Here is a 20,800-nt window from a genome sequence, read left to right as displayed (position 1 = left end):
GATCAGCCGTTTTGCATGAAGTCGATGCAGGTGCGGTTGAACATATTGCGGTGCTCAACCTGTACCCAGTGACCGCACTGGTTGACCAGCACGATGCGGCAGTTCTTGATGCCCTTGGCCAGCTTGTCGGCGCCGCCCACAGGGTTGAAAGCGTCTTGCATGCCCCAGAAGCCCAGCACATTGCACTTCAGCTCAGGCAGTTGTTCTGTCATGTTGGGTATGTACAGGCGCTGGCGCGAGGCCTCGGTCTGTGTCAGCGCAATGGGCGCGCGCTCGTTGATGATCTCGTCGGTCAGCAGAGCCTGGTCCACCACCTGCATGCTCATCACAGCGCGCATGGCTTCGGGGCCGGTCTTGCCTGACTTGTAGATGTTGAACATATTGGCAATGCCGGGCATGGCCATATAGGCGTCGAACTCTTCCACGCCGCCCGGGGCCATGAGGATCAGGCTCTTGACGTCTTCCGGGTACTTGAGCGCATAGCCCAGCGCCACAGCGCCGCCCAGCGAGTTGCCCAGTAAGGTGATGTTTTTCAGACCCAGTTGGTCAACCAGACCCTTGACGCCAGCGATGAAGAAATCCATGTCGTACTGCTTGGGCTCTTCGGTTTTTGAAGACAGGCCATAGCCCAGCAGGTCAGGAACGATGGAGCGGAAACCCGCCTTGGCAAATTCTGGGTAGTTGCCCTTGAAGTTGCTATAGCCGCTGGCACCACCGCCTGCGCCGTGCAAAAAGATGACGGGATCACCCGAGCCCTGCTCGTGATAGTGCACGCGCTGGGGCTGGCCGGCCACATTGCCGATGTCCACATATTTGCCTTCGGGGATGGAAAATTGGCTCATCTCTGTTCTTTATGGTTGGAGTGGATTGGCGAAGGCTGTCTCCGGCCTTCGGATGAAAAATTGGCGCTCAGGCCTTGGCCTGCCAGAGCTTGGGAAGGCCCGGGTCGGTGGCGGTGATGGCTTTTTTGAGCAGGTTGCGCAGCGTGGCTGCTTCCATCTCGCCCAGGCTGTCGATCAGATCGGTCTCTACCGCCTTGGCAGCAGCTAGCACATGCAGGATGGCTGTGTTGCCTTGCGCCGTCAGCTGCAGCGACTCAGCGCGACCACGGCTTTCCTCCACCCAGCCTTTGCTGATGAGTGATTGCAGTGCCACGGCGCCGATGTCGGTACCTGTGTAGGCCATGTGTGAGGCGATCTCGGCAGGCGACTGAGGCTGCTGGATGCTGAGCAGGGAGAGTACGTAAAAATCAGCATCCGTCATGCCGTAAGCCGCCATGGGCTTGCGCAGACCGCTTAAGAATTGGAAGTGAGCGCGGCCCATCAGATAGCCGATGAGGTTCTCTGAATACGCGGCATTGGTGTCGGCTGCAGGCTCGCTGGCCACGGCATTGGCCATGCGTGATGCCAGGGCGTAGCCACCTGTCACGTACAGCAGAGGCGGGTGCGGGTTGGAGTCGTAGCCGGTCACTTCGCCTACAAAAATGATGTGGTCGCCACCGTCGTATTGGAAGGCTGTCTTGCACTGAAAGCGCGCGCTGCAGTCTTGTAGCAGAGGGGCATGGGCTTCCTCTGAGTCAAGTGGCAGGCCCGAGAACTTGTCTTCGCCCGCTCGTGCAAAGCGGTTGGAGAGGGCTTCTTGTTCGTTAGAGAGAATGTGCACATTCCAGGACTGAGCGCTCTGGAACACAGGCAGGCTGCGGGCGTTCTTGGCCAGGCTCCACAGAACCATGGGCGGCTCCAGCGAAACCGAGTTGAAGCTGTTGGCGGTGATTCCTACAGGCTCACCATTTTCGGCACGGGTGGTGACGATGGTGACCCCTGTGCCGAACATGCCCAGGGTGCGGCGGAAGTCTTTGGGGTCGAAGGTTGCTGTAGTGCTTTGCATGGGTGAATGTCTCCTTGCTCCAAGAGTGCTGGCTATGGGCGATTTTTGAATCCTTCACATGGACTAGCAGGGGTAAACAGGTCTTGGTGTTTGTCCTAGGGTCCTGTTTTTTGCTGCGCTGAATCCGCTTGGAGTGGAGCGGTTTTGCGCATGTTTACTCGTTAGTCTGATCGGACGATGAATGGGAATTTGCATGGTGAGAGCATTCCTGTCATAGGCAAAAAAGCCTTGCCCACCACACCACAAGCCGTCCGGTGGAGCGGCAACTGGAGACCCGAATGAACACAATGACAGACAACTACCTCACCCCCGATGCGCTGGCCGTGATCGAGCGTGCCAAGGCGCTGGCGCCCAAGCTGGCAGCTCGCGCACAGCAAGCAGATCGCGAAGGCAAGATCAGCGACGAAACCGTTCAGGAGATGGCCGAGGCGGGTCTGTTCCGTGTGCTGCAACCCAAGCGCTGGGGTGGCTATGAAATGGACCCACGCGTTTTCTACAGCGTGCAGATGGAGCTGGCCAAGGGCTGTATGTCCACTGCCTGGATCTATGGCGTGGTCGGTGTGCACCCCTGGCAGCTGGGTCTGTTCCCCGCTCAGGCGCAGGAAGATGTCTGGGGCAAGGACAGCGGCGTGCGCATTGCCTCGACCTATATGCCCACCGGCAAGGCTGAGGCTGTGGAAGGTGGTTTCAAGTTCAATGGCCGCTGGAGCTTCTCCACCGGCTCCAAGCATTGCGACTGGCTGTTCCTTGGCGGTCTGCTGCCCAAGCGTGACGGCACACCGGGCTTTGAGCATGTGACCTTTCTGCTGCCCAAGAGCGACTACAGCATTGAAGACAACTGGGATGTGCTGGGCCTGCGCGGCACTGGCAGTCACGACATCGTGGTGGAAAACGCATTCGTGCCTGCGCACCGCATTCAGTACACCAATGACCACAGCGATGCGGGTTGCCCTGGTCGCGTGGAAAACACCAGCTGGCTGTTCCGCATTCCGTTCACCCATGTATTCCAGCGTGCCGTGTCCACGGCTTGCCTGGGGGCGCTGGAAGGCACGATTGCCTCGTTTACCGAGCGCGCCACGGCCCACGTGGGCAAGCATGGCAACAAGATGGCCGAAGACGTGAACGCGCAGACCGCAGTGACGGAGGCCGCCATTGCACTGGACCAACTGAAGCTGGTGCTGTTCCGCAACTATGCGCGCATCGTGGATGCTGCCAAGACCGGTATTCAGCTGTCGCTGGAGGAGCGCCTGCTGCAGCGTGCCCAAGCTTCCTATGTGCCCAAGCTCACAGGCTTTCACGTCAACGAGATGATGCGCGCCTGCGCAGCCAGCGGCACCTTCAAGAGCAACCCCATCGAGCGCGTGTTCCGCGACATTCATCAGGGCCGTACCCACATCGCCAACAATACGGACGCCTATGTGCGCGCCTATGGTTCGCATGTGCTGGGCATTCCTAACCAGGAACCTTTCGTCTGATTTTGATCAGCTGAAATTGCGGCAGTCGCCCATAGAGGCCACTGCTGCACGCGTTCTTTTGCGACAGACCATCCATAAAACAAAGATTTCGGAGACAAGGTATGGCAGAACAAGAATATGACCTGATCGTCGTGGGCTCGGGAGCGGGCGCCCTGCTGGGCGCGATTCGCGCGCAGGAGCAAGGCCTCAAGACGTTGCTGGTCGAGAAAACAGATCTGTTTGGTGGCACCTCCGCTTTGTCGGGTGGTGGTATTTGGATTCCGCTTAATTATGATCAGAAAAATTCGGGCATCAAAGATGACCTTGAAACCGCATTCAGCTACATGAAGCGCTGCGTGCGCGGCATGGCCACGGATGACCGTGTGCTGGCCTATGTGGAAACCGCCAGCAAGATGGCCGAGTACCTGCGCCAGATCGGTATTCCCTATCGCGCCATGGCTAAGTACGCTGACTACTACCCTCATATCGAAGGCTCCAAGCCCGGCGGTCGCACCATGGATCCGATGGATTTCAACGCCGCCAAGCTGGGCTTGCCAGCGCTTGAAACCATGCGCCCTGGTGCCACGGGCAACATGCTGTTTGGCAAGATGAGCATTAATGCGTTTGAAGCGCATTCCATGCTGTCGCGTGAGCTGAAGTCGCGCTTCACCATTGTGGGCATCATGCTCAAATATTTTCTTGACTACCCTTGGCGCAGCAAGACGACTCGCGATCGCCGCATGGCCGGTGGTCAGGCCTTGATCGCTGGCCTGCTGACAGCGGCCAACAAGGTCGGTGTTGAGATGTGGAGCAAGTCGCCGCTGAAGGAGCTGGTGAAGGACGCATCGGGCCGCGTGACAGGCGTCATCGTTGAAAAGAACGGCCAGCGCATGCAGGTCAACGCCAAGCGCGGTGTGATGCTGGGTGCGGGTGGTTTTGAGCGCAACCAGGAAATGCGCGACCAGTATTTGACCAAGCCCACCAAGGCTGAATGGACTGCCACCCCCGTAGGCGGCAATACTGGTGATGCACACCGCGCCGGTCAGGCTGTGGGTGCGCAACTGCACCTGATGGATTGGTCCTGGGGCGTGCCGACGATGGATGTTCCTAAAGAGGCGGCCTTCCGCGGTATTTTTGTAGAGCGTTCATTGCCTGGTTGCATGGTGGTCAACAACAAGGGGCAGCGCTTTCTGGATGAGTCCGGCCCATACCCCGAGTTTCAACAAGCCATGCTGGCCGAACATGCCAAGGGCAATGGCGGCGTGCCTGCGTGGATTGTTTTTGATGCCTCTTTCCGTGCCCAGAACCCCATGGGGCCGCTGATGCCTGCCTCCGCCATTCCAGACAGCAAGGTGCGCAAGAGCTGGTTGAATAATGTGTACTGGAAGGGCGAAACGCTGGAAGAGCTGGCTGGCCAGATCGGCGTGGAGGCTGCTGGTCTGAAGGACAGTGCACGCCGCATGACCGAATACGCCAAAACCGGCAAGGATCTGGACTTTGACCGCGGCGGCAACGTGTTCGACCGCTACTACGGCGACCCACGCCTGAAGAACCCTAATCTGGGGCCCATCGAAAAAGGCCCGTTCTACGCGATGCGCCTGTGGCCCGGCGAGATCGGCACCAAGGGCGGTCTGCTAACTGACCGTGAAGGCCGCGTTCTGAGCACCGAAGGTCAGGTGATTGATGGCCTGTACTGCGTGGGTAATAACTCCGCTTCCGTCATGGGCCCTGCCTATGCGGGTGCTGGTTCTACTCTTGGCCCAGCCATGACATTTGCCTTCCGCGCGGTGGCCGACATGCTGGGCAAGCCCCTGCCGCTGGAAAACCCACACCTGCTGGGCAAGGCTGTTTAAGCAGGAGGCGCGAATGTCAAACTCCAAAAAACGCATCAGCACCATTAATCCTGTGGGCGCTGCATTGGATGTGCGGTCTGCCGATGAGATTCATTGGTCTGATGCTGCCGATGTGGTCGTCGTAGGCTGGGGTGGAGCCGGTGCCAGCGCAGCCATTGAGGCACGCGAGCAGGGCGCTGAAGTGCTGGTGATCGACCGCTTCAGCGGTGGTGGTGCCAGCGTGCTCTCGGGCGGCGTGGTCTATGCCGGTGGTGGCACCAAGTACCAGAAGCAAGCGGGCTTTGAGGATTCGCCCGAAGCCATGACCGCCTACCTCAAGCATGAGGTCAATGGCGTGGTCAGCGATGAGGTGCTGGCACGTTTCAGCCGCGACAGCGTGGCTAATCTGGACTGGCTGGAAAAGCAGGGTGCGACCTTTGCGTCGACCATGCCTGCGTACAAAACGTCGTACCCTGCAGACGGCATGTACCTGTACTACTCCGGCAACGAAGTGGTTCCTGCTTACGGCAATCCGCAAGTGGCCAAGAAGCCTGCTCCGCGTGGTCATCGTGTGGTGGCCAAGGGTCAGTCGGGTGCTACGTTTTTTGCGGCGCTTCAAAAATCTACGCTGGCCCATGGTGCCCGCACGCTGACTCAGGCACGCGTGCAGCGACTGGTGCGCGAGCAAGACACCGGCCGGATTCTGGGTGTTGAAGTGACTGTGCTGCCGGAAGGTGACGCACGCACTGAGCGCCACAAAAAGCTGGATGAGCTGGTGGCCAAGTGGCGTCTGTATCAGGCACCACGCGCCCAGGCAGGCCGACGCGAAGCTGCGCAGATTGAGAGCGAGATTGGCGAGAAACGCTTTATCCGCGCCCGCAAGGGTGTGGTGCTGTCCACCGGCGGCTATATCTTCAACTCCGAATTGATGGACCAGCACGCACCGGCATACAAACCCGGCTGGCTGACAGGTGCCACGGGCTGCGATGGATCGGGTCTGCGTTTGGGTCAGTCCGTGGGTGGCGTTGGCAAGGATCTAAACAACATCTCGGCCTGGCGCTTCATCACGCCTCCGTCGGTCTGGCCCAAGGGGCTGGTGGTCAATACCAAGGGTGAGCGTTTCTGCAACGAGCAGGTCTATGGTGCCAAGCTGGGCTATGAACTGATGGAAAAGCAGGGCGGCAAGGGCTGGCTCATTATTGATAGCAAGTTGCGCAGGCAGGCTGCGTGGCAGTGCCTGTTTGGTGGCCTGTGGGCCTTTCAGTCCATGCCAGCGCTGGCGCTGATGTACAAGGTCGCAGTCAAGGCTAAGTCTGTTGCCGATCTGGCCAAAAAACTGGACATGGATGCCGCTGTTTTGCAGCGCCAGTTTGACAGCGCCAATGCCGCAGCGCGTGGCGAAGCTGAGGACCCGCAGGGCAAGTCCAAGGACATGCACCACGAGTTCAAGGGTGGCTCGCTGTTTGCCATTGATATCTCCATCACGCAGAAGATGTTCCCGCTGGCCGTTCTGAGTCTGGGTGGCCTCCAGGTCAACGAAGACAACGGCGCGGTGATCAATGGTGCAGGCCGCGATATTCCGGGCTTGTATGCCGCTGGCCGCACGGCCATTGGCGTGGCCTCTTCACGTTATGTGAGCGGATTGTCTTTGGCTGACTGTGTGTTCTCTGGTCGCCGTGCTGGCAAGGCAGCAGCGCTGGAGGATGACAAGTCAGAACAACTGGCGCAAGTCCAGCCAGCAGTGGCGCTGGATCGTGTTTCGATCTGACCCCTTTGGGGGCAGTCATGTGTCGGGGCGTCGGCACATGACTGCGACAAAAAGTGTGAGTGAGTAAGGGGTAAATAAAAATGAGCAGTGAAGCCACAACAACCACATCGCGTTACCACCCGCTGCGCGTGAGCGCGGTGATTGATGAAACGCACGACACCAAATCCATCGTGTTTGATGTACCCGAGGCACTGGCCGAGCAATTCAGCTATCGCCCCGGCCAGTTCTTGACGCTGCGACTGCCTATCGATGGCCGTTATGTGCCCCGCTGTTATTCCATGTCCAGCGCGCCTGCGCTGGACAATGCGCTGCGCGTCACCGTCAAGCGCGTGAATCAGGGACGTGGTTCCAACTGGGTGTGCGACAAAATTCGCGTGGGCGACGCCATCGAGCTGATGCCGCCTTCTGGCCTGTTTTCGCCCAGAAACTTGTCGCAGAACTTTCTGCTGCTGGCTGGTGGCAGTGGTATCACACCGGTGTTTTCGATTCTGCGCACGGTGCTCAATCAGCATCAGGGCAATGTGGTGTTGTTCTATGCCAATCGCGATGAGCGCTCGGTGATCTTCAAGAAAGATTTGCAGCAACTGGCGGCCGAGTATCCCGATCGCCTGCAAGTCATTCACTGGCTGGATTCGGTGCAGGGCGCACCGTCGCAAAAACAACTGGTGGCCTGGGCAACACCCTGGGTCGCCGATGCTGGTCAAGCCTTTATCTGCGGCCCCGGCCCCTTCATGGATGCGGCACAGACGGCCATGATCGAAGCAGGAATGCCGTCGGAGCAGGTGCATGTGGAGCGCTTTGTCTCGCTACCTGACGAGGAAACCTTGCAACAGATGCAGGAGGCGGCTGCGTCTGTGGAGGCTGCGGTTGATGAAGCTGTGGTGCAGTTGCGCCTAGATGGTGAGGAGTACGAGTTCACCTGCAGCGGCACTGAAACCATTCTGGAGGCGGGTCTGCGCGCAGGTATCAATGTGCCGTATTCCTGCCAGGCAGGCATGTGCGCCTCTTGCATGTGTCAGGTGCAGGACGGCAGTGTCCATCTGCGCCACAACGAAGTGCTGGATGCCAAAGATTTGTCCAAGAAGTGGACGCTGGCCTGTCAGTCCGTTCCCACCAGCGAAAAGCTGCGCGTCAAATTTCCGGAGTAATTTATGTCGAATATCAACCAGAGCGCGCTGACTGAGGCTTCTCTGACTTTGCCTGGCATGTTGGCCGATGTGGTCAGCCGCTTCGCCAGCCGCGCAGCGATTGTCGAGAACGGGCAATCCATCAGCTATGAACAGTTGCAGCAACTGAGCCGCCAGGCCGCCCGCGCCTTGATGACACTGGGCGTGCAGGCTGGTGACCGTGTGGCCCTGTGGGCACCGAATGTTAGCGAATGGATTATTGCGGCCTGCGGCGTGCATGCCGCCGGTGGCGTGCTGGTGCCGCTGAACACCCGCATGAAGGGAGGCGAAGCCGCCGACATTCTGGACCGCAGCCGCGCCAGAGTGCTGGTGTGTGTGGGCGATTTTCTGAGTAACTACTACCCTGATCTGCTGACGGGTCAGCGGCCCACAACGCTGGAGCAGGTGGTGGTGCTGGGCGACAAGGTGCTGCCCAGTGCAGACCTGAACTGGCAGCAGTTCATGGCCAAGGCCGAAGGCACAACCGCCGAAGCCCAGCAGCAGCGCGAAGCACAGATCAAGCCAGACGATACAGCTGACTTGATGTTCACCTCAGGCACCACAGGTCGCCCCAAGGGCGTGATGTGCTCGCATCGCCCGACTATTCTGGCCTTCAAGGCCTGGTCTGATGTGGTGGGGCTGACCGAAGGCAGCCGTTACCTGATCGTCAACCCCTTCTTTCACACCTTTGGCTACAAGGCCGGCTGGGTGGCCGCTTTGCTGCAAGGCTCTACGGTCTACCCTGAGCAGGTCTTTGATGCCGAAGCCATTCTGCGCCGGATTGAAAGCGACCGCATCAGCTTCATGCCCGGCCCGCCCACGTTGTTCTTGTCCATGCTGGCGCACCCGGGTCTTAAGAGCTTTGATCTGAGCTCGCTGGTGTCGTCGGTGACTGGTGCTTCTACTGTTCCCCCGATTCTCATCAAGCGCATGCGCGAAGAACTGGGCATCAAGAACGTGACGACCGCCTACGGCCTGACCGAATGCGGTGGCTGCGCTACGCTGTGCGAGCCTGCTGATAATGTGGAAACCGTGGCCAATACTTGCGGCAAGGCCTTGCCGGGCACAGAGGTGCGCTGCGTGGATGAGCAGGGCCAGCCTGTAGCTGCTGGTGAGGCTGGCGAGGTACTGCTGCGTGGCTATCACATCATGCAGGGCTACTTTGAGGATGAGAAAGCGACGGCAGAGACTATTGATGCGGATGGCTGGCTGCATACCGGCGATGTGGGCGTGCTCGATGAGAACGGCTATCTGCGTATTACCGACCGCTTGAAGGATATGTTCATCGTCGGCGGTTTCAATTGCTACCCGGCTGAAATTGAACGCATCCTCTCCAATCACCCTGATGTGGCTCAGATTGCCGTCGTCGGTGTGGCCGATGAGCGCATGGGTGAAGTGGGTTGCGCCTGCGTTGTGACGCGCAATGGCGTGGCGCTGGACAAAGATGCTTTCATCGTCTGGTGCCGTGCCAATATGGCGAATTACAAGGTGCCGCGCTTTGTGCAGCAACTCGACAGCCTGCCCGTGAATGCCTCCAATAAGGTGCAAAAGCGCGATTTGCTGCAGATCGTCAAAGCCAAGCTGGAGCAGGCTGCGCAACCGGCTTGAATACGCAGTCTTGAAAAAGTAGTCCGATTCTCAAAATTACCTGAAAATCGTGGCTATAATTCGAATCTGCTCTGTTGAGTGAAACACTTTTCAGAAATGCGGGAATAGCTCAGTTGGTAGAGCGATACCTTGCCAAGGTATAGGTCGACGGTTCGAACCCGTTTTCCCGCTCCAAGTTTTGAAAAGGGAAGCGTAAGCTTCCCTTTTTTATTGCTTTAGTCGCATGGCTGATGCAATACTTCACATTGGCGTATGCGTCACATTGTGAAGTGGGCCCCGATGGTGAAATTGGTAGACACTGCAGACTTAAAATCTGCCGCTTTTAACGAAGCGTACCGGTTCGATTCCGGTTCGGGGCACCAGAATTGAAAAGCCTGCTATATCTTGTGTAGCGGGCTTTTTGTATTTGTGGTTTCAGAGGCCTTCTTGCATGTCAGCTGTGCTGAAAGTGGGAAAATCCAGGGTCTGAGATGCGATTTGGCATTCTTGTGTCAAGCATTGGTTCACGAGCTTGGAAAAGCCCATACTTCGGTGCAATATGGTTCTCAGTTCTGTCATGCTGACAGGGCCTGCACTCCAAGAGAAAAAAGATGCCTAGTTACAACGCTGCTTTTGAAATTCATGTCCACGGTCAGGTTCTGCTCCGTGCTGATGTTACGTACGAGCAGTTGCAAGACGCATTGCGTCCTTTGTGGGCCTATGCCGGTGCGCGCTCGTTGACTGAAGCCGAGGGGAGTCTTTATGAAGAAGAACCCGGCATTCAGCTCGATAAGAAGGAGCATCTGCTGCAGATGTGCTGGACGGTGCGCGGTGATGAAGACTTCCGTCAGGCGCTGGACGATATGTGCATGAGCCTGAACGAGCTGGCCGAGCAGGGCTCGGCCATTGAGGTGACCTTCTACGACACCGAGTTCGATGAAGAAGAAGCCTCTGATGAGTCGCAAAGCCGCGATGACTTCGTCATGCTCTTTGTGGGCCCTAACCCCGCCGCCATCATGCAGGTGCAGCGTGACCTGCTGGTGCAGGACGTTGTCGGCCTGATGGAGCGCCACTTTGATGGGGCTGAGCTGAGTGGCGTGGTCCAGGAGATCGACAAGCTGTTCTCCCAGCGCTTTGAAGCTCTGGTCAGCTCGCTTGAGTTGGGCAAGCCCCCGCGCGGTGGCTCCGGCGGCTCAGGCTCTGGTCATGGTGGAGGCAACCGCCGCCCACGTCATCTGCACTGATTCACAGACTCTAATTAAAAAGCCCTCTGCGCTACGGTCTTCAGGCCGTGACACAGAGGGTTTGTCTTTTGCGATGAAGCCCATTCCTACCCCCAAATATTCAGGTGCCATCACGCAGCAGCTGCGCAAGAACAGGGCTGCGCGTGCCACGGCTGAAAATGCACCGGCGCAGCTGGCCTTGCCGTATCTGTCGGGCTATGCGCCATCGTTGCAGAGCAAGGTGCGCGAATGGCTGGTGGCGGGCAAGGCCGCGGAGTGGCTGCTGAACAAGTATCCGCAGGCGCATGTGGTGCGTACGGATAAGGCACTTTACGACTACGTTGACGATATTAGGTTGGAATATCTGCGCAATTCGGGTCAATTGCATAAAGTGGCTTACGACAGCAAGATTCATGTGATGCGCAATGCGCTGGGCTTGCACACGCGGCGTTCCATCGCGCATGGCAGCAAGACCAATGCCAGACATGAGATTCATATTGCGGCCATGTTCAAGCAGGCACCTGATGCATTTTTGCGCATGATTTGCGTGCATGAGCTGGCCCATATCCGCATCATGGATCACGACAAAGCCTTCTATCAGCTGTGCATGCACATGGAGTCTGAGTATCACCAGCTCGAATTTGATGTGCGCTTTTATCTCAGCTATCTGGATTGCGGTGGTGAACCGCTTTGGGGCTGATCTTGACGCTCAGGCCGTCATTGCCGCGTTGGGCGATGGCACGTTGACCATCGCGCAGCAGCTCGCGGGCAGGGCCAGCCAGCGCTGAGCGGCGGCTTGCAGTGCGCTCAAGGTGCCGGTGGTCTGAAGCTGGATCTGCTGTGAATGGGCTTCAGGGGCCAGCAGGGCGCGCTGCTCCAGCATGCGGCGTGTCTGACGGGCGACGGGGGCACCGGTGTCTAGCAGTTGAATATCCGGGCCTAGCAAGGCGCGCAGATCGTCTTTGACAAACACGTAATGCGTGCAGCCCAGCACGAGAGTGTCCATTTGCCCTGTTTTTTGACCAAAACTGCCTAGAGCGCTTGTGTATCTTGCGCAAAGTGCTCTTATTTCTGTAGTGTCAGCTTGCTCTGGTAAAGGCTGCTCGGTACTGCGCTCAATGGCTTTGGCCAGTCCGTCGCAGGCTTGCAGATGAAAGTCGGCCCGCTCGCTGTGATCGGCCACCAGCCGTGCCACGCGCTGGCTGTTGATGGTGGCGCGCGTTGCCATCACGCCCACATGGTGGGTCTGACTGGAAAACGATGCGGGCTTGATTGCGGGCTCTACCCCAATCACGGGCAGCTCCGGCAGGCGGGAGCGAAGCAGTTCCACGGCCGCTGCCGTGGCTGTATTGCAGGCCACCACCAGAATTTTGATGCCGTGCTGTGCAAGTAGGTGTTGGGCAATGGCCAGACTGCGCTCTCGCACAAAGGCATCACCTCGCGCATCGCCGTAGGGGGCATTGCCACTGTCTGCCAGGTACACAAACTGTTCGTGTGGCAGTTCATGGCGTAGCGCCTGGAGCACGCTGAGACCGCCAACACCGCTATCAAAAATACCGATCGGGGATTGAGAGGTGGGCATGGCGCTGGCGTTGATGTGGAGTGAGGGCGGAGGCGGATGTCAGTATGCGCCGCTTTGTGCGATGCGGATCTGTGCAAGGCCTTGATTAGTTCTCATCTTGCCTGCTTTGCACCGCAGGCAGGCCGCAAAGTGAGCAAAATTGGTCGTTATGCGCCACTTCATGCCCGGCAGGGCAGTGCCGGGTGCGTAGCAGTGAAGGGCGCCTCCAACTTGAAAAGAAAATACATAGCGCCATGCCGTAAAACAGCATCCAGTGGCCTGAAAAGGTGCGAAGGCCTTGCTGGCTGTCCATCTCGCGTGTGGAGATGGATAAAAAGAAGTTGATAAATGCATAGGCAAACAGACCGTAGACGGCGTAGCTCATCCATTGCGGGCAGCCTGCAAGCACATCCTTCCAGGAAAACTTCAGGCGGTTACCTTTGCTGATGCGCTGGGCGATCAGGACAGCGGGCAGCCACACGACAAAAATGCCTGCGGTGATGCTGGTCATTACGCGGAACTGCATATCTTCCGTCAGCAGATTTTGCATCTGGGTGGCGTGGCCTGCGAGTGAGGCAAGGTGCAGGGTAAAGCTGCACAGCAGCCCCAGACCTGCGAGGAGCATGAGAGGGAGTAGAAGCAATCGCATGCGTTGGATCTTTAGGGTTTATTGGGAGCGCGCAACGGCCAGCTCAATCGTGTGAATGCTGCTGCCAAAGTAGCTCTGGCGCGCAGAGATACGAGCGGGCAGAGGACCATCGGGCAAGTCGTCAAAAGAGTCCTCGTTGATGCAGAACTCAAACAAAATGTAGTGAACGTCTGGCAATTTGAGCTGCTGGCGGCAGGCATGGCGGCCAGAGCCGCGTTTTTTCTCTGCGATGCCTGTAAACGTCACCTCACCGCCCATTACGCGGGTGTAGGCCATTGGCAGCGCGGCGACCAGATCCAGCCAGAGCACAAAGACGAAAAAGCAGGCGCACAGCGCAGTCATCAGGCTGCACTTGATGGGGCCGTAGTCTGTCCACGGCCCTGCCGGCCGCCAGAGCTTGCGTCGATACAGGCTGCGCAGCCATAACCCGCCGGCTGCGGTGAGTAGTAGTGCGCCATAGAGAGACTGCAGCTGCCAGTGGGCAGCAGGCACGAAGCTGCGCCAGAGCATGGGGGTCAGAGCGGCGATCAGGGATAGCAGAAAAATGGAGATCATCCATTTCTGTGGGGTGGGCGTCTTGGGTTTCCAGAGCCAGTTCATTTTTTAAAATGGTGGAGGCTTTTACGCATATGGGCATTGGCCAGAGCAATGCCGCGTATGACGGGCTGCTGCTGGCGCACCAGCACAAAGCCAGAGTGTAAAAAAAACGGCTGGGCGTTCAAGCTGACGTCCGCGCTGATCTCTTTAAGGCCGCGCTGCTCGGCCAGTTGCTGCAGATATTGCATTAATTGCTTGCCTGCACCTATCCTTGCATGAGATGGTGCTATAAAAAAGTGATCAATATAGCCATTGGGCTGCAGGTCTGCATAACCTGCCGGCTGACCGTTATGTTCTATAAGAACAAAGGGTTGCAGCGCTTGCAGGCGCGCAGTCCATGCAGGCCAGTCTGGCTGGTCTGATGCCCATGCATTGAGCTGCTCTGGCGTGTAGTGTGAGGCAGCCAATTGATGGACAGCGCTGTGAAATATGTTCCACAGCGCTGTTTCATCTCCGCTCTGGTAGCTGCGTATATGCATGGATTGGCAGGTGCTTCTAGTTTGGTAAAAATGAATTCAAACAAGGGGTTGGGGTATGCGGCCAAGGTGTTTAAGTCCTGACGTGGCTGGTTTTTATCTGCATGCAACCCGCTGTTTCGATGAATTTTCATGCATCAATTGAAGGCGAACAGTCGTCTAAAGGCAGTTAAATGCTCAGGTTTTTATAGCGGTAAAAAACACCTCACCCCCTAGAATAATCCGCCCATGCCCCTGATTTACCTCATTCTCTTACCCTTTGCCGGCAGCATTCTTGCTGCTTTATTGCCTGCGAACGCTCGTAACAAGGAGTCCACGCTGGCCGGCATCATTGCCCTGGTCTGTGCCGTTCAAGTCGGGATGCTCTTCCCAGAAATGGCGGATGGGGCGGTACTGAGACAGGAAATTCCCTGGTTGCCTGCGCTGGGGCTGAATCTCGTTATTCGCATGGATGGCTTTGCGTGGCTGTTTGCCATGCTGGTCTTTGGCATTGGTGCGCTGGTGGTGCTTTATGCGCGCTACTACATGTCACCTGCAGATCCAGTGCCGCGCTTTTTCTCGTTTTTTCTGGCTTTTATGGGGGCCATGGCGGGGGTGGTGCTGTCGGGCAACATCATTCAGCTGGTGTTCTTCTGGGAGCTGACCAGTCTTTTCTCCTTTTTGTTGATTGGCTACTGGTACCACCGCAAGGATGCGCGGCGGGGTGCGCGCATGGCGCTGACCGTCACGGGCACCGGCGGGTTGGCCATGCTGGTGGGAATGCTGGTGCTCGGTCATATCGTAGGCAGCTATGACCTGGATAACGTGCTGGCCGCAGGACAGCAAATTCGGGATAGCCACCTCTATCTGGTGGCATTGGTTTTGATTTTGCTGGGAGCGTTGACTAAAAGTGCGCAATTCCCTTTTCATTTTTGGCTGCCCAATGCCATGGCAGCGCCTACGCCGGTGTCGGCTTATCTGCATTCGGCCACTATGGTCAAGGCGGGAGTGTTCTTGTTGGCACGGCTGTGGCCAGTGCTGGCAGATACCGATGCATGGTTCTGGATGGTGGGGGGTGCCGGTGCGTTAACTCTGCTGATTGGCGGCTATTGCGCCATGTTTCAGCATGATTTGAAGGGATTGCTCGCGTATTCAACGATTTCGCATCTGGGCCTCATCACCCTGCTGCTGGGTTTGAACAGCAAGCTGGCGGCAGTGGCGGCGGTATTCCACATCATGAATCACGCCACCTTCAAGGCCTCGCTCTTCATGGCGGCGGGCATTGTGGATCACGAAAGTGGCACGCGAGATATCCGGCGGTTATCTGGCCTGCGTTACATGATGCCGATTACCGCCACGCTGGCCTGTGTGGCCAGTGCGGCCATGGCGGGGGTGCCGCTACTCAACGGCTTTATCTCCAAAGAAATGTTCTTTGCCGAGACCGTTTATCTGGATGCCGCACCATGGGTCAAGACGGTGCTGCCGGTGGTGGCCACTGTGGCTGGCATGTTCAGCGTGGCTTATTCGCTGCGCTATACGGTAGATGTGTTCTTTGGCCCCAAAGCGACGGACCTGCCGCATGAGCCGCATGAGCCGCCGCACTGGATGCGTGTGCCAGTTGAGTTGCTGGTGCTGGCCTGCCTGATTGTGGGTATCTTGCCCGCATGGGCGGTGGGCGACTTTCTTGCTGCTGCTGCTGCGCCAGTGGTGGGCGGTGACCTGCCTGAGTACAGCCTTGCCATCTGGCATGGCTGGAATATGCCTCTCATCATGAGTCTGGTGGCGCTTGCGGGCGGTATCTTGCTCTACACACTGCTGCGCTGGCAGCGCACGGCAGGGCATTTCGACACTACGCCGGTGCTGGGCCGTATCAGTGGTCGCGCGATTTTTGAGAATTTGCTGGCCCGCATCACCTGGCTGGGCCGGGCTGGGCGCCGCAATCTGTCCACCCGCCGCCTGCAGTGGCAGATGCTGTGGCTGGTAAGCATTGCCCTGGTGGCAGCTGCCTTGCCGCTGTGGATCTGGGGCATGAAGCTGGGTAATCGCGGTACTTTACCCATTTCCTGGGCTTTTGTGCTGCTCTGGGCGATTGGCTGCCTGTGCGCGCTGGGGACTGCCTGGAAGGCCAAGTACCACCGGATGACGGCTTTGATCATGCTGGGCGGCACCGGCCTGTGCACGGTGCTGACCTTCCTCTGGTTCTCGGCTCCCGATCTGGCCTTGACCCAACTGGTGGTGGAGGTGGCGACCACGGTACTGATCTTGCTGGGCCTGCGCTGGTTGCCCAAGCGTGACAAAAACATGCGCGTGGCGGATAACGCTGATGCACGCGCCAAGGCACGCCGCCTGCGTGACTTGATGTTGTCGCTGATCGCTGGCGGCGGTATGGGGTGGCTGGCTTTTGCCATGATGAGCCGTCCCTTCTATGAAAGCTCTTCTACCTTCTTCCTCGAGAACGCTCTGGGCGGTGGTGGTGGCACCAATGTCGTCAATGTGATGCTCGTGGACTTCCGGGGCTTTGATACCTTTGGCGAAATTGTGGTGCTAGGCATTGTGGCCATCGTCATCTATGCCTTGCTGCGCCGCTTCCGCCCCGCGCGTGAGGCGATGGACATTCCTGAGCAGCAGCGCTATGTGCCTGGTGACTTGCAGACCGACTTGCTCAACCCTCGCAACGCCAGCGATACGGCCGTAGGCTACCTGATGGTGCCTGCGGTGTTGGTGCGTTTGTTGCTGCCATTTGCAGCGCTGGTGGCCGCTTACATCTTTGTGCGTGGCCACAACCAGCCCGGTGGCGGTTTTGTGGCGGGGCTGGTGTTCTCAGTCGCTTTGCTGATGCAGTACATCATCTCTGGCACGCACTGGGTTGAGGCGCACTTGCCGCTGTACCCGCGTCGCTGGATTGCTGCTGGTCTGCTGTTTGCGCTGGGCACGGGGTTGGGCTCCATTTTCGTGGGCTACCCCTTCCTGACCAGTCACAGCTTTGACTTTGCGCTGCCGCTGGTGGGGCATGTACATCTTGCCAGCGCCACGTTCTTTGATATAGGTGTGTTTGCGCTGGTCGTAGGCTCGACCATGCTGATCTTGACGGCGATTGCCCACCAATCGGTGCGCGGTCATCGTTTCCACGCACGCTTGCTGGAAGAGCAGGAACAAGAAGCCAAGAGGGCTGAAGCCGCTGTGCAGGCTGCAACAGCCGAAGCACTGGCACGGGGAGGTATGTAATGGAAATCGTTCTGGCCATTGCCATCGGTGTGCTCACCGGTTCCGGGGTCTGGCTGCTGCTGCGCCCGCGTAGTTATCAGGTCATCATGGGGTTGGCGTTGCTGTCGTATGCCGTCAACCTGTTCATTTTTGCCATGGGTCGCCAGGGTCTGGCTATTAACAAGGTGCCGGTGCTGCAAAACGGCGTGCCCACAGACTTGTCTCACTATGCTGACCCCATGCCTCAGGCGCTGGTGCTGACGGCCATCGTCATCGGCTTCGCCATGACGGCACTGTTTCTGGTGGTGCTGCTCGCATCGCGTGGATCTTCGGGTAATGACCATGTGGATGGTCTGCACTCGCGCAACGAGCAGGAAATGCTATGACGGCCTGGATCGAGTACCTGATGCCGCACTTGATGTTGGCACCCATCTTGCTGCCCATGCTGACCGCAGCGCTGATGCTGTTTCTGCGCGAGGAGCGCCAGCGCCTTAAGCTGGGCATGAATATTCTGTCCACCACCATCAGTCTGGTGATCGTGGTCATGCTGTTGGGCTGGACCAATCAGGCGGGTTCCTCCGTCACCATGTCGGTCTATATGCCGGGCAACTGGCCTGCGCCTTTTGGCATTGCGCTGGCGATGGACCGGCTCACCGCTCTGATGCTGCTGGTCACCTATGTGGTGGCACTGGCATCACTGGTGTTCTCTGCTGCGCGCTGGCATAAGGCGGGGGTGCATTTTCACCCGCTGTTCCAGCTGCAGCTCATGGGGTTGAGTGGGGCTTTCATCACGGCGGACTTGTTCAACTTGTTCGTGTTTTTCGAGATCATGCTCGCAGCCTCTTATGGCTTGCTGCTGCATGGCTCTGGCAGCACACGAATTCAGTCCGGGCTTCATTACATTGCTATCAATCTGGCAGCGTCTTCGCTGTTCCTGATTGGTGTATCCATGCTCTACGGCATCACGGGCACGCTCAATATGGCAGATCTGGCCCGTGCTATTCCGCTGGTGCAGGATGCTGACCGTGGCCTGCTGCACGCAGCGGCAGGCGTGCTGGGAACGGCCTTTTTAATTAAGGCCGCTCTTTGGCCGCTGAACTTCTGGCTGGTACCCGCTTACAGCGCTGCAACCGCCCCTGTGGGCGCGCTGTTTGCGCTGATGACCAAGGTGGGCGTCTATGTCATCTTGCGTCTGTGGACGCTTCTTTTCAGCTCAGAAGCCGGAGCATCAGCCCTTTTTGGCGGTACCTGGCTGATTGTGGGGGGCATGCTCACTATGGCGTTCGGTGCCATTGGCATGCTGGGCTCGCAGCGGCTGACGCATCTTGCGGGCTTTGCGGCCATTCTGTCGTCTGGCACATTGTTGGCTGCTACTGGCTTTGGCCAGAATTTACTGACTTCGGGCCTGCTGTACTACCTTCCAGGCTCCACTCTGGCAGTAGCATCACTGTTCTTGATTGCGGATGTGGTTGACCGCTGGCGTACCGCTGAGGAAGAGGGCGAGCCTTATGAGGACGATGAGGCGCCTTTTCTTAACGCCGAGTTGCTGCCATCCGAAGGCTTCAATCTGGATGATGATGAAGAGCTGCTGATTGGCCGCGCCTTCCCTGCTGCTGCTGCTTTTCTGGGCTTGAGCTTTATGGCGTGCACCTTGCTCATCTCTGGCTTGCCGCCGCTGGCTGGCTTTCTGGGCAAATTCGCCATGCTGACCAGCTTGCTCAACCCCTTGGGCATGGGCATGTCTGCCGGGGTCAACCCTGGCGTGCTGGGCTGGAGCATGGTGGTTTTGCTCATCGTCACTGGGCTGATGGCACTGCTTGCGCTGACGCGCGCCGGTATTCGCCACTTCTGGGCCAACCCAGAGACAAATGCGCCATCGCTCAAGGTGGCTGAAGGCCTGCCTATTGCGGCATTGCTGCTGTGCTGCGTGGCCTTGACTGTCAAGGCTGATGATGTGATGCGCTATACCCAGCGCGCGGCGAACGCCCTGCATTCACCGGACGTTTATGTGCGTACCGTGATGGGCCAGGAACCTGTGCCAACCCCCAAGGAAAAGAAGGCGCAGGAAGCAGCGGGTCCCGAGGCTGCTGCCCGTGCTGCAGCGCAGGAAATGCAGGCCGAGCCGGTACAGGGCATTGGTGAAGCAAGCGAGAGCTCGAAGGATGCCAAGCCCACAAGTGTGGCGACCCAGAAAGAAAAGGCCCGCCCATGAAGCACCTGATGAAATCCATCTTCCCCGCGCCACTGCTGTCTGTGGCATTGCTGGTGCTGTGGCTGCTGCTCAACCGCTCAGTCAGTTCCGGCCAGATCCTGCTAGGCCTGATTCTGGGCCTGCTCATCCCCGTGCTGCTGGGTGGGCTGCGCCCATTGCCGGTGCGGGTCAGTCACCCGCTGAGCATCCTCAAGCTGGCATTTCGCGTGGTGTGTGATACCTCGGTGTCCAACTTCAATGTGCTGCGGTTTCTGCTTTTCCCGCGCATGCGTCACCATCCGGCGGCATTTGTGCATATTCCGCTGGATCTGCGTGACCCCAACGGGCTGGCGGTGTTGGCCATGATTGTCTGCCTGACTCCGGGCACATCCTGGGCGGAGATTTCGCGTGATCGCTCGATGCTGCTGCTGCATGCCTTGGAGGTGGAGGATGCGAACCAGCTCGCCGACTTTGTCAAGTCACGCTATGAGCGCCTGCTGATGGAGATTTTTGAATGACGCCCTGGTTTTATTGGGTTCTGATTGCCTCGCTGTTCATGCTGCTGGCTGCCATGGGCTGCTCGGTGCTGCGCCTGCTTAAAGGCCCGCATGCACAAGACCGCGTGCTGGCGCTGGACTGCATGTATCTCAACGGCATGCTGGTCATGCTTGTCATGGGCATTTTGTATGACAGCACCAACTACTTTGAAGCCGCTTTGCTGGTGGCCTTGTTTGGCTGCGTGGGCTCAACGGCCATGGCCAAGTTCCTGCTGCGTGGCGAGGTGATCGAATGAGCACAGACGTTATTGGCGTGGACTTGCCGTTGTGGGCTCAGATTCTGGTGGCTGCATTGGTGTCTCTGGGGGCGCTGATTGCGCTCATGGGCTCTTTGGGGCTGTTGCGGCTCAAGAGCTACTTCGAGCGTGTGCATGCGCCGTCCATCATCGCCACCATGGGCTGCTGGCTCATCATGCATGCGACTTGGATTTATTTTTCGGTCAGTGGTCAGGGCTTTGTCATGCACTCGGTGCTGATCGCCATTTTTGTGGCGGTAACCGTGCCTATTACGACCATCTTCCTCATGCGCGCGGCCTTGTTTCGCTCGCGCCGGTCGGGCGAAGACGTGCCGCCCACACTGAGCAATTTGGTGCGCAACGAGCCGCTGGATGAAGAAGAGGTGGAAGACGCCGAAACCAAAGCCGCTGCTGCAAAGGGCTGAGGGCAGGG

General features: G+C 58.2%; 19 protein-coding genes and 2 tRNA genes. 15 read left to right on the top strand and 6 right to left on the bottom strand.

Annotated elements, in window-relative coordinates; all coding sequences use genetic code 11:
- Nucleotides 1-2 precede the first annotated feature (2 nt).
- Nucleotides 3-842: an alpha/beta fold hydrolase gene (locus CLU84_RS13835; protein ID WP_099737650.1), complete on the bottom strand. Its 840-nt coding sequence runs from the start codon at nt 840-842 to the stop codon at nt 3-5.
- Nucleotides 843-909: 67 nt separating this feature from the next.
- Nucleotides 910-1,887 (bottom strand): flavin reductase, encoded by a 978-nt coding sequence (locus tag CLU84_RS13830; RefSeq protein ID WP_099737649.1) that lies wholly within the window; start codon nt 1,885-1,887, stop codon nt 910-912.
- Between the two features lie 287 nt (nt 1,888-2,174).
- Here CLU84_RS13830 and CLU84_RS13825 point away from each other — a divergent pair, with 287 nt between their 5' ends.
- The 9 genes from CLU84_RS13825 to CLU84_RS13785 all read left to right on the top strand — a co-directional run bounded on the left by CLU84_RS13825 (nt 2,175) and on the right by CLU84_RS13785 (nt 11,617).
- Complete coding sequence (locus tag CLU84_RS13825) at nt 2,175-3,362, top strand: acyl-CoA dehydrogenase family protein (protein ID WP_099738028.1); 1,188 nt, start codon at nt 2,175-2,177, stop codon at nt 3,360-3,362.
- Nucleotides 3,363-3,463: 101 nt separating this feature from the next.
- Entirely contained in the window at nt 3,464-5,194 is a 1,731-nt protein-coding gene (locus tag CLU84_RS13820) for an FAD-dependent oxidoreductase (protein ID WP_099737648.1), read from the top strand.
- 13 nt (nt 5,195-5,207) lie between these two features.
- The gene (locus CLU84_RS13815) at nt 5,208-6,941 is read left to right on the top strand and encodes an FAD-binding protein (RefSeq protein ID WP_099737647.1); all 1,734 of its coding nucleotides are present in this window, start codon (nt 5,208-5,210) and stop codon (nt 6,939-6,941) included.
- Between the two features lie 80 nt (nt 6,942-7,021).
- Nucleotides 7,022-8,089 (top strand): ferredoxin--NADP reductase, encoded by a 1,068-nt coding sequence (locus tag CLU84_RS13810; RefSeq protein ID WP_099737646.1) that lies wholly within the window; start codon nt 7,022-7,024, stop codon nt 8,087-8,089.
- 3 nt (nt 8,090-8,092) lie between these two features.
- Nucleotides 8,093-9,715 carry a FadD3 family acyl-CoA ligase gene (locus CLU84_RS13805; RefSeq protein WP_099737645.1) on the top strand — a complete coding sequence of 541 codons (1,623 nt, stop codon included), beginning with the start codon at nt 8,093-8,095 and terminating at the stop codon, nt 9,713-9,715.
- A gap of 98 nt (nt 9,716-9,813) precedes the next feature.
- Nucleotides 9,814-9,889 (top strand) — tRNA-Gly (locus CLU84_RS13800).
- Nucleotides 9,890-9,988: 99 nt separating this feature from the next.
- Nucleotides 9,989-10,077, top strand: a tRNA-Leu gene (locus CLU84_RS13795).
- A gap of 228 nt (nt 10,078-10,305) precedes the next feature.
- Nucleotides 10,306-10,938: a DUF6806 family protein gene (locus CLU84_RS13790; RefSeq protein WP_099737644.1), complete on the top strand. Its 633-nt coding sequence runs from the start codon at nt 10,306-10,308 to the stop codon at nt 10,936-10,938.
- Between the two features lie 73 nt (nt 10,939-11,011).
- Entirely contained in the window at nt 11,012-11,617 is a 606-nt protein-coding gene (locus CLU84_RS13785; protein ID WP_199173737.1) for a YgjP-like metallopeptidase domain-containing protein, read from the top strand.
- Between the two features lie 9 nt (nt 11,618-11,626).
- Here CLU84_RS13785 and murI read toward each other — a convergent pair whose 3' ends face one another.
- The 4 genes from murI to CLU84_RS13765 form a co-directional block, all read right to left on the bottom strand.
- The gene (murI, locus tag CLU84_RS13780) at nt 11,627-12,499 is read right to left on the bottom strand and encodes a glutamate racemase (RefSeq protein ID WP_099737642.1); all 873 of its coding nucleotides are present in this window, start codon (nt 12,497-12,499) and stop codon (nt 11,627-11,629) included.
- 85 nt (nt 12,500-12,584) lie between these two features.
- The gene (locus tag CLU84_RS13775) at nt 12,585-13,103 is read right to left on the bottom strand and encodes a hypothetical protein (protein ID WP_199173736.1); all 519 of its coding nucleotides are present in this window, start codon (nt 13,101-13,103) and stop codon (nt 12,585-12,587) included.
- Nucleotides 13,104-13,145: 42 nt separating this feature from the next.
- Complete coding sequence (locus CLU84_RS13770; protein ID WP_099737641.1) at nt 13,146-13,727, bottom strand: hypothetical protein; 582 nt, start codon at nt 13,725-13,727, stop codon at nt 13,146-13,148.
- A complete protein-coding gene (locus tag CLU84_RS13765; protein WP_099737640.1) occupies nt 13,724-14,203 on the bottom strand; it encodes a GNAT family N-acetyltransferase in 480 nt (159 codons plus the stop codon). The genes CLU84_RS13770 and CLU84_RS13765 overlap by 4 nt, the downstream gene beginning before the upstream one ends.
- Before the next feature lie 225 nt (nt 14,204-14,428).
- Here CLU84_RS13765 and CLU84_RS13760 point away from each other — a divergent pair, with 225 nt between their 5' ends.
- From CLU84_RS13760 to mnhG, 6 genes are read left to right on the top strand one after another with little or no spacing between them, the layout of a single operon-like run.
- Nucleotides 14,429-17,404, top strand: a complete 2,976-nt coding sequence (locus CLU84_RS13760) for a monovalent cation/H+ antiporter subunit A (protein ID WP_099737639.1) — start codon at nt 14,429-14,431, stop codon at nt 17,402-17,404.
- Nucleotides 17,404-17,769, top strand: coding sequence for a Na+/H+ antiporter subunit C (locus CLU84_RS13755; protein WP_099737638.1), 366 nt, complete (start codon nt 17,404-17,406; stop codon nt 17,767-17,769). Before CLU84_RS13760 ends, CLU84_RS13755 begins: the two co-directional genes overlap by 1 nt.
- Nucleotides 17,766-19,595 (top strand): monovalent cation/H+ antiporter subunit D, encoded by a 1,830-nt coding sequence (locus CLU84_RS13750; RefSeq protein ID WP_099737637.1) that lies wholly within the window; start codon nt 17,766-17,768, stop codon nt 19,593-19,595. Before CLU84_RS13755 ends, CLU84_RS13750 begins: the two co-directional genes overlap by 4 nt.
- Nucleotides 19,592-20,092, top strand: a complete 501-nt coding sequence (locus CLU84_RS13745) for a Na+/H+ antiporter subunit E (RefSeq protein WP_099737636.1) — start codon at nt 19,592-19,594, stop codon at nt 20,090-20,092. The genes CLU84_RS13750 and CLU84_RS13745 overlap by 4 nt, the downstream gene beginning before the upstream one ends.
- Nucleotides 20,089-20,367, top strand: coding sequence for a K+/H+ antiporter subunit F (locus tag CLU84_RS13740; protein ID WP_099737635.1), 279 nt, complete (start codon nt 20,089-20,091; stop codon nt 20,365-20,367). Before CLU84_RS13745 ends, CLU84_RS13740 begins: the two co-directional genes overlap by 4 nt.
- On the top strand, nt 20,364-20,792 hold the full coding sequence (gene mnhG, locus CLU84_RS13735) for a monovalent cation/H(+) antiporter subunit G (RefSeq protein WP_099737634.1): 429 nt from the start codon (nt 20,364-20,366) through the stop codon (nt 20,790-20,792). Before CLU84_RS13740 ends, mnhG begins: the two co-directional genes overlap by 4 nt.
- Nucleotides 20,793-20,800 lie beyond the last annotated feature (8 nt).

It is taken from the genome of Comamonas sp. 26 (assembly GCF_002754475.1).
Taxonomy (GTDB): Bacteria; Pseudomonadota; Gammaproteobacteria; order Burkholderiales; family Burkholderiaceae_C; genus Comamonas.
This window is presented reverse-complemented; position numbering and strand designations above follow the sequence as displayed.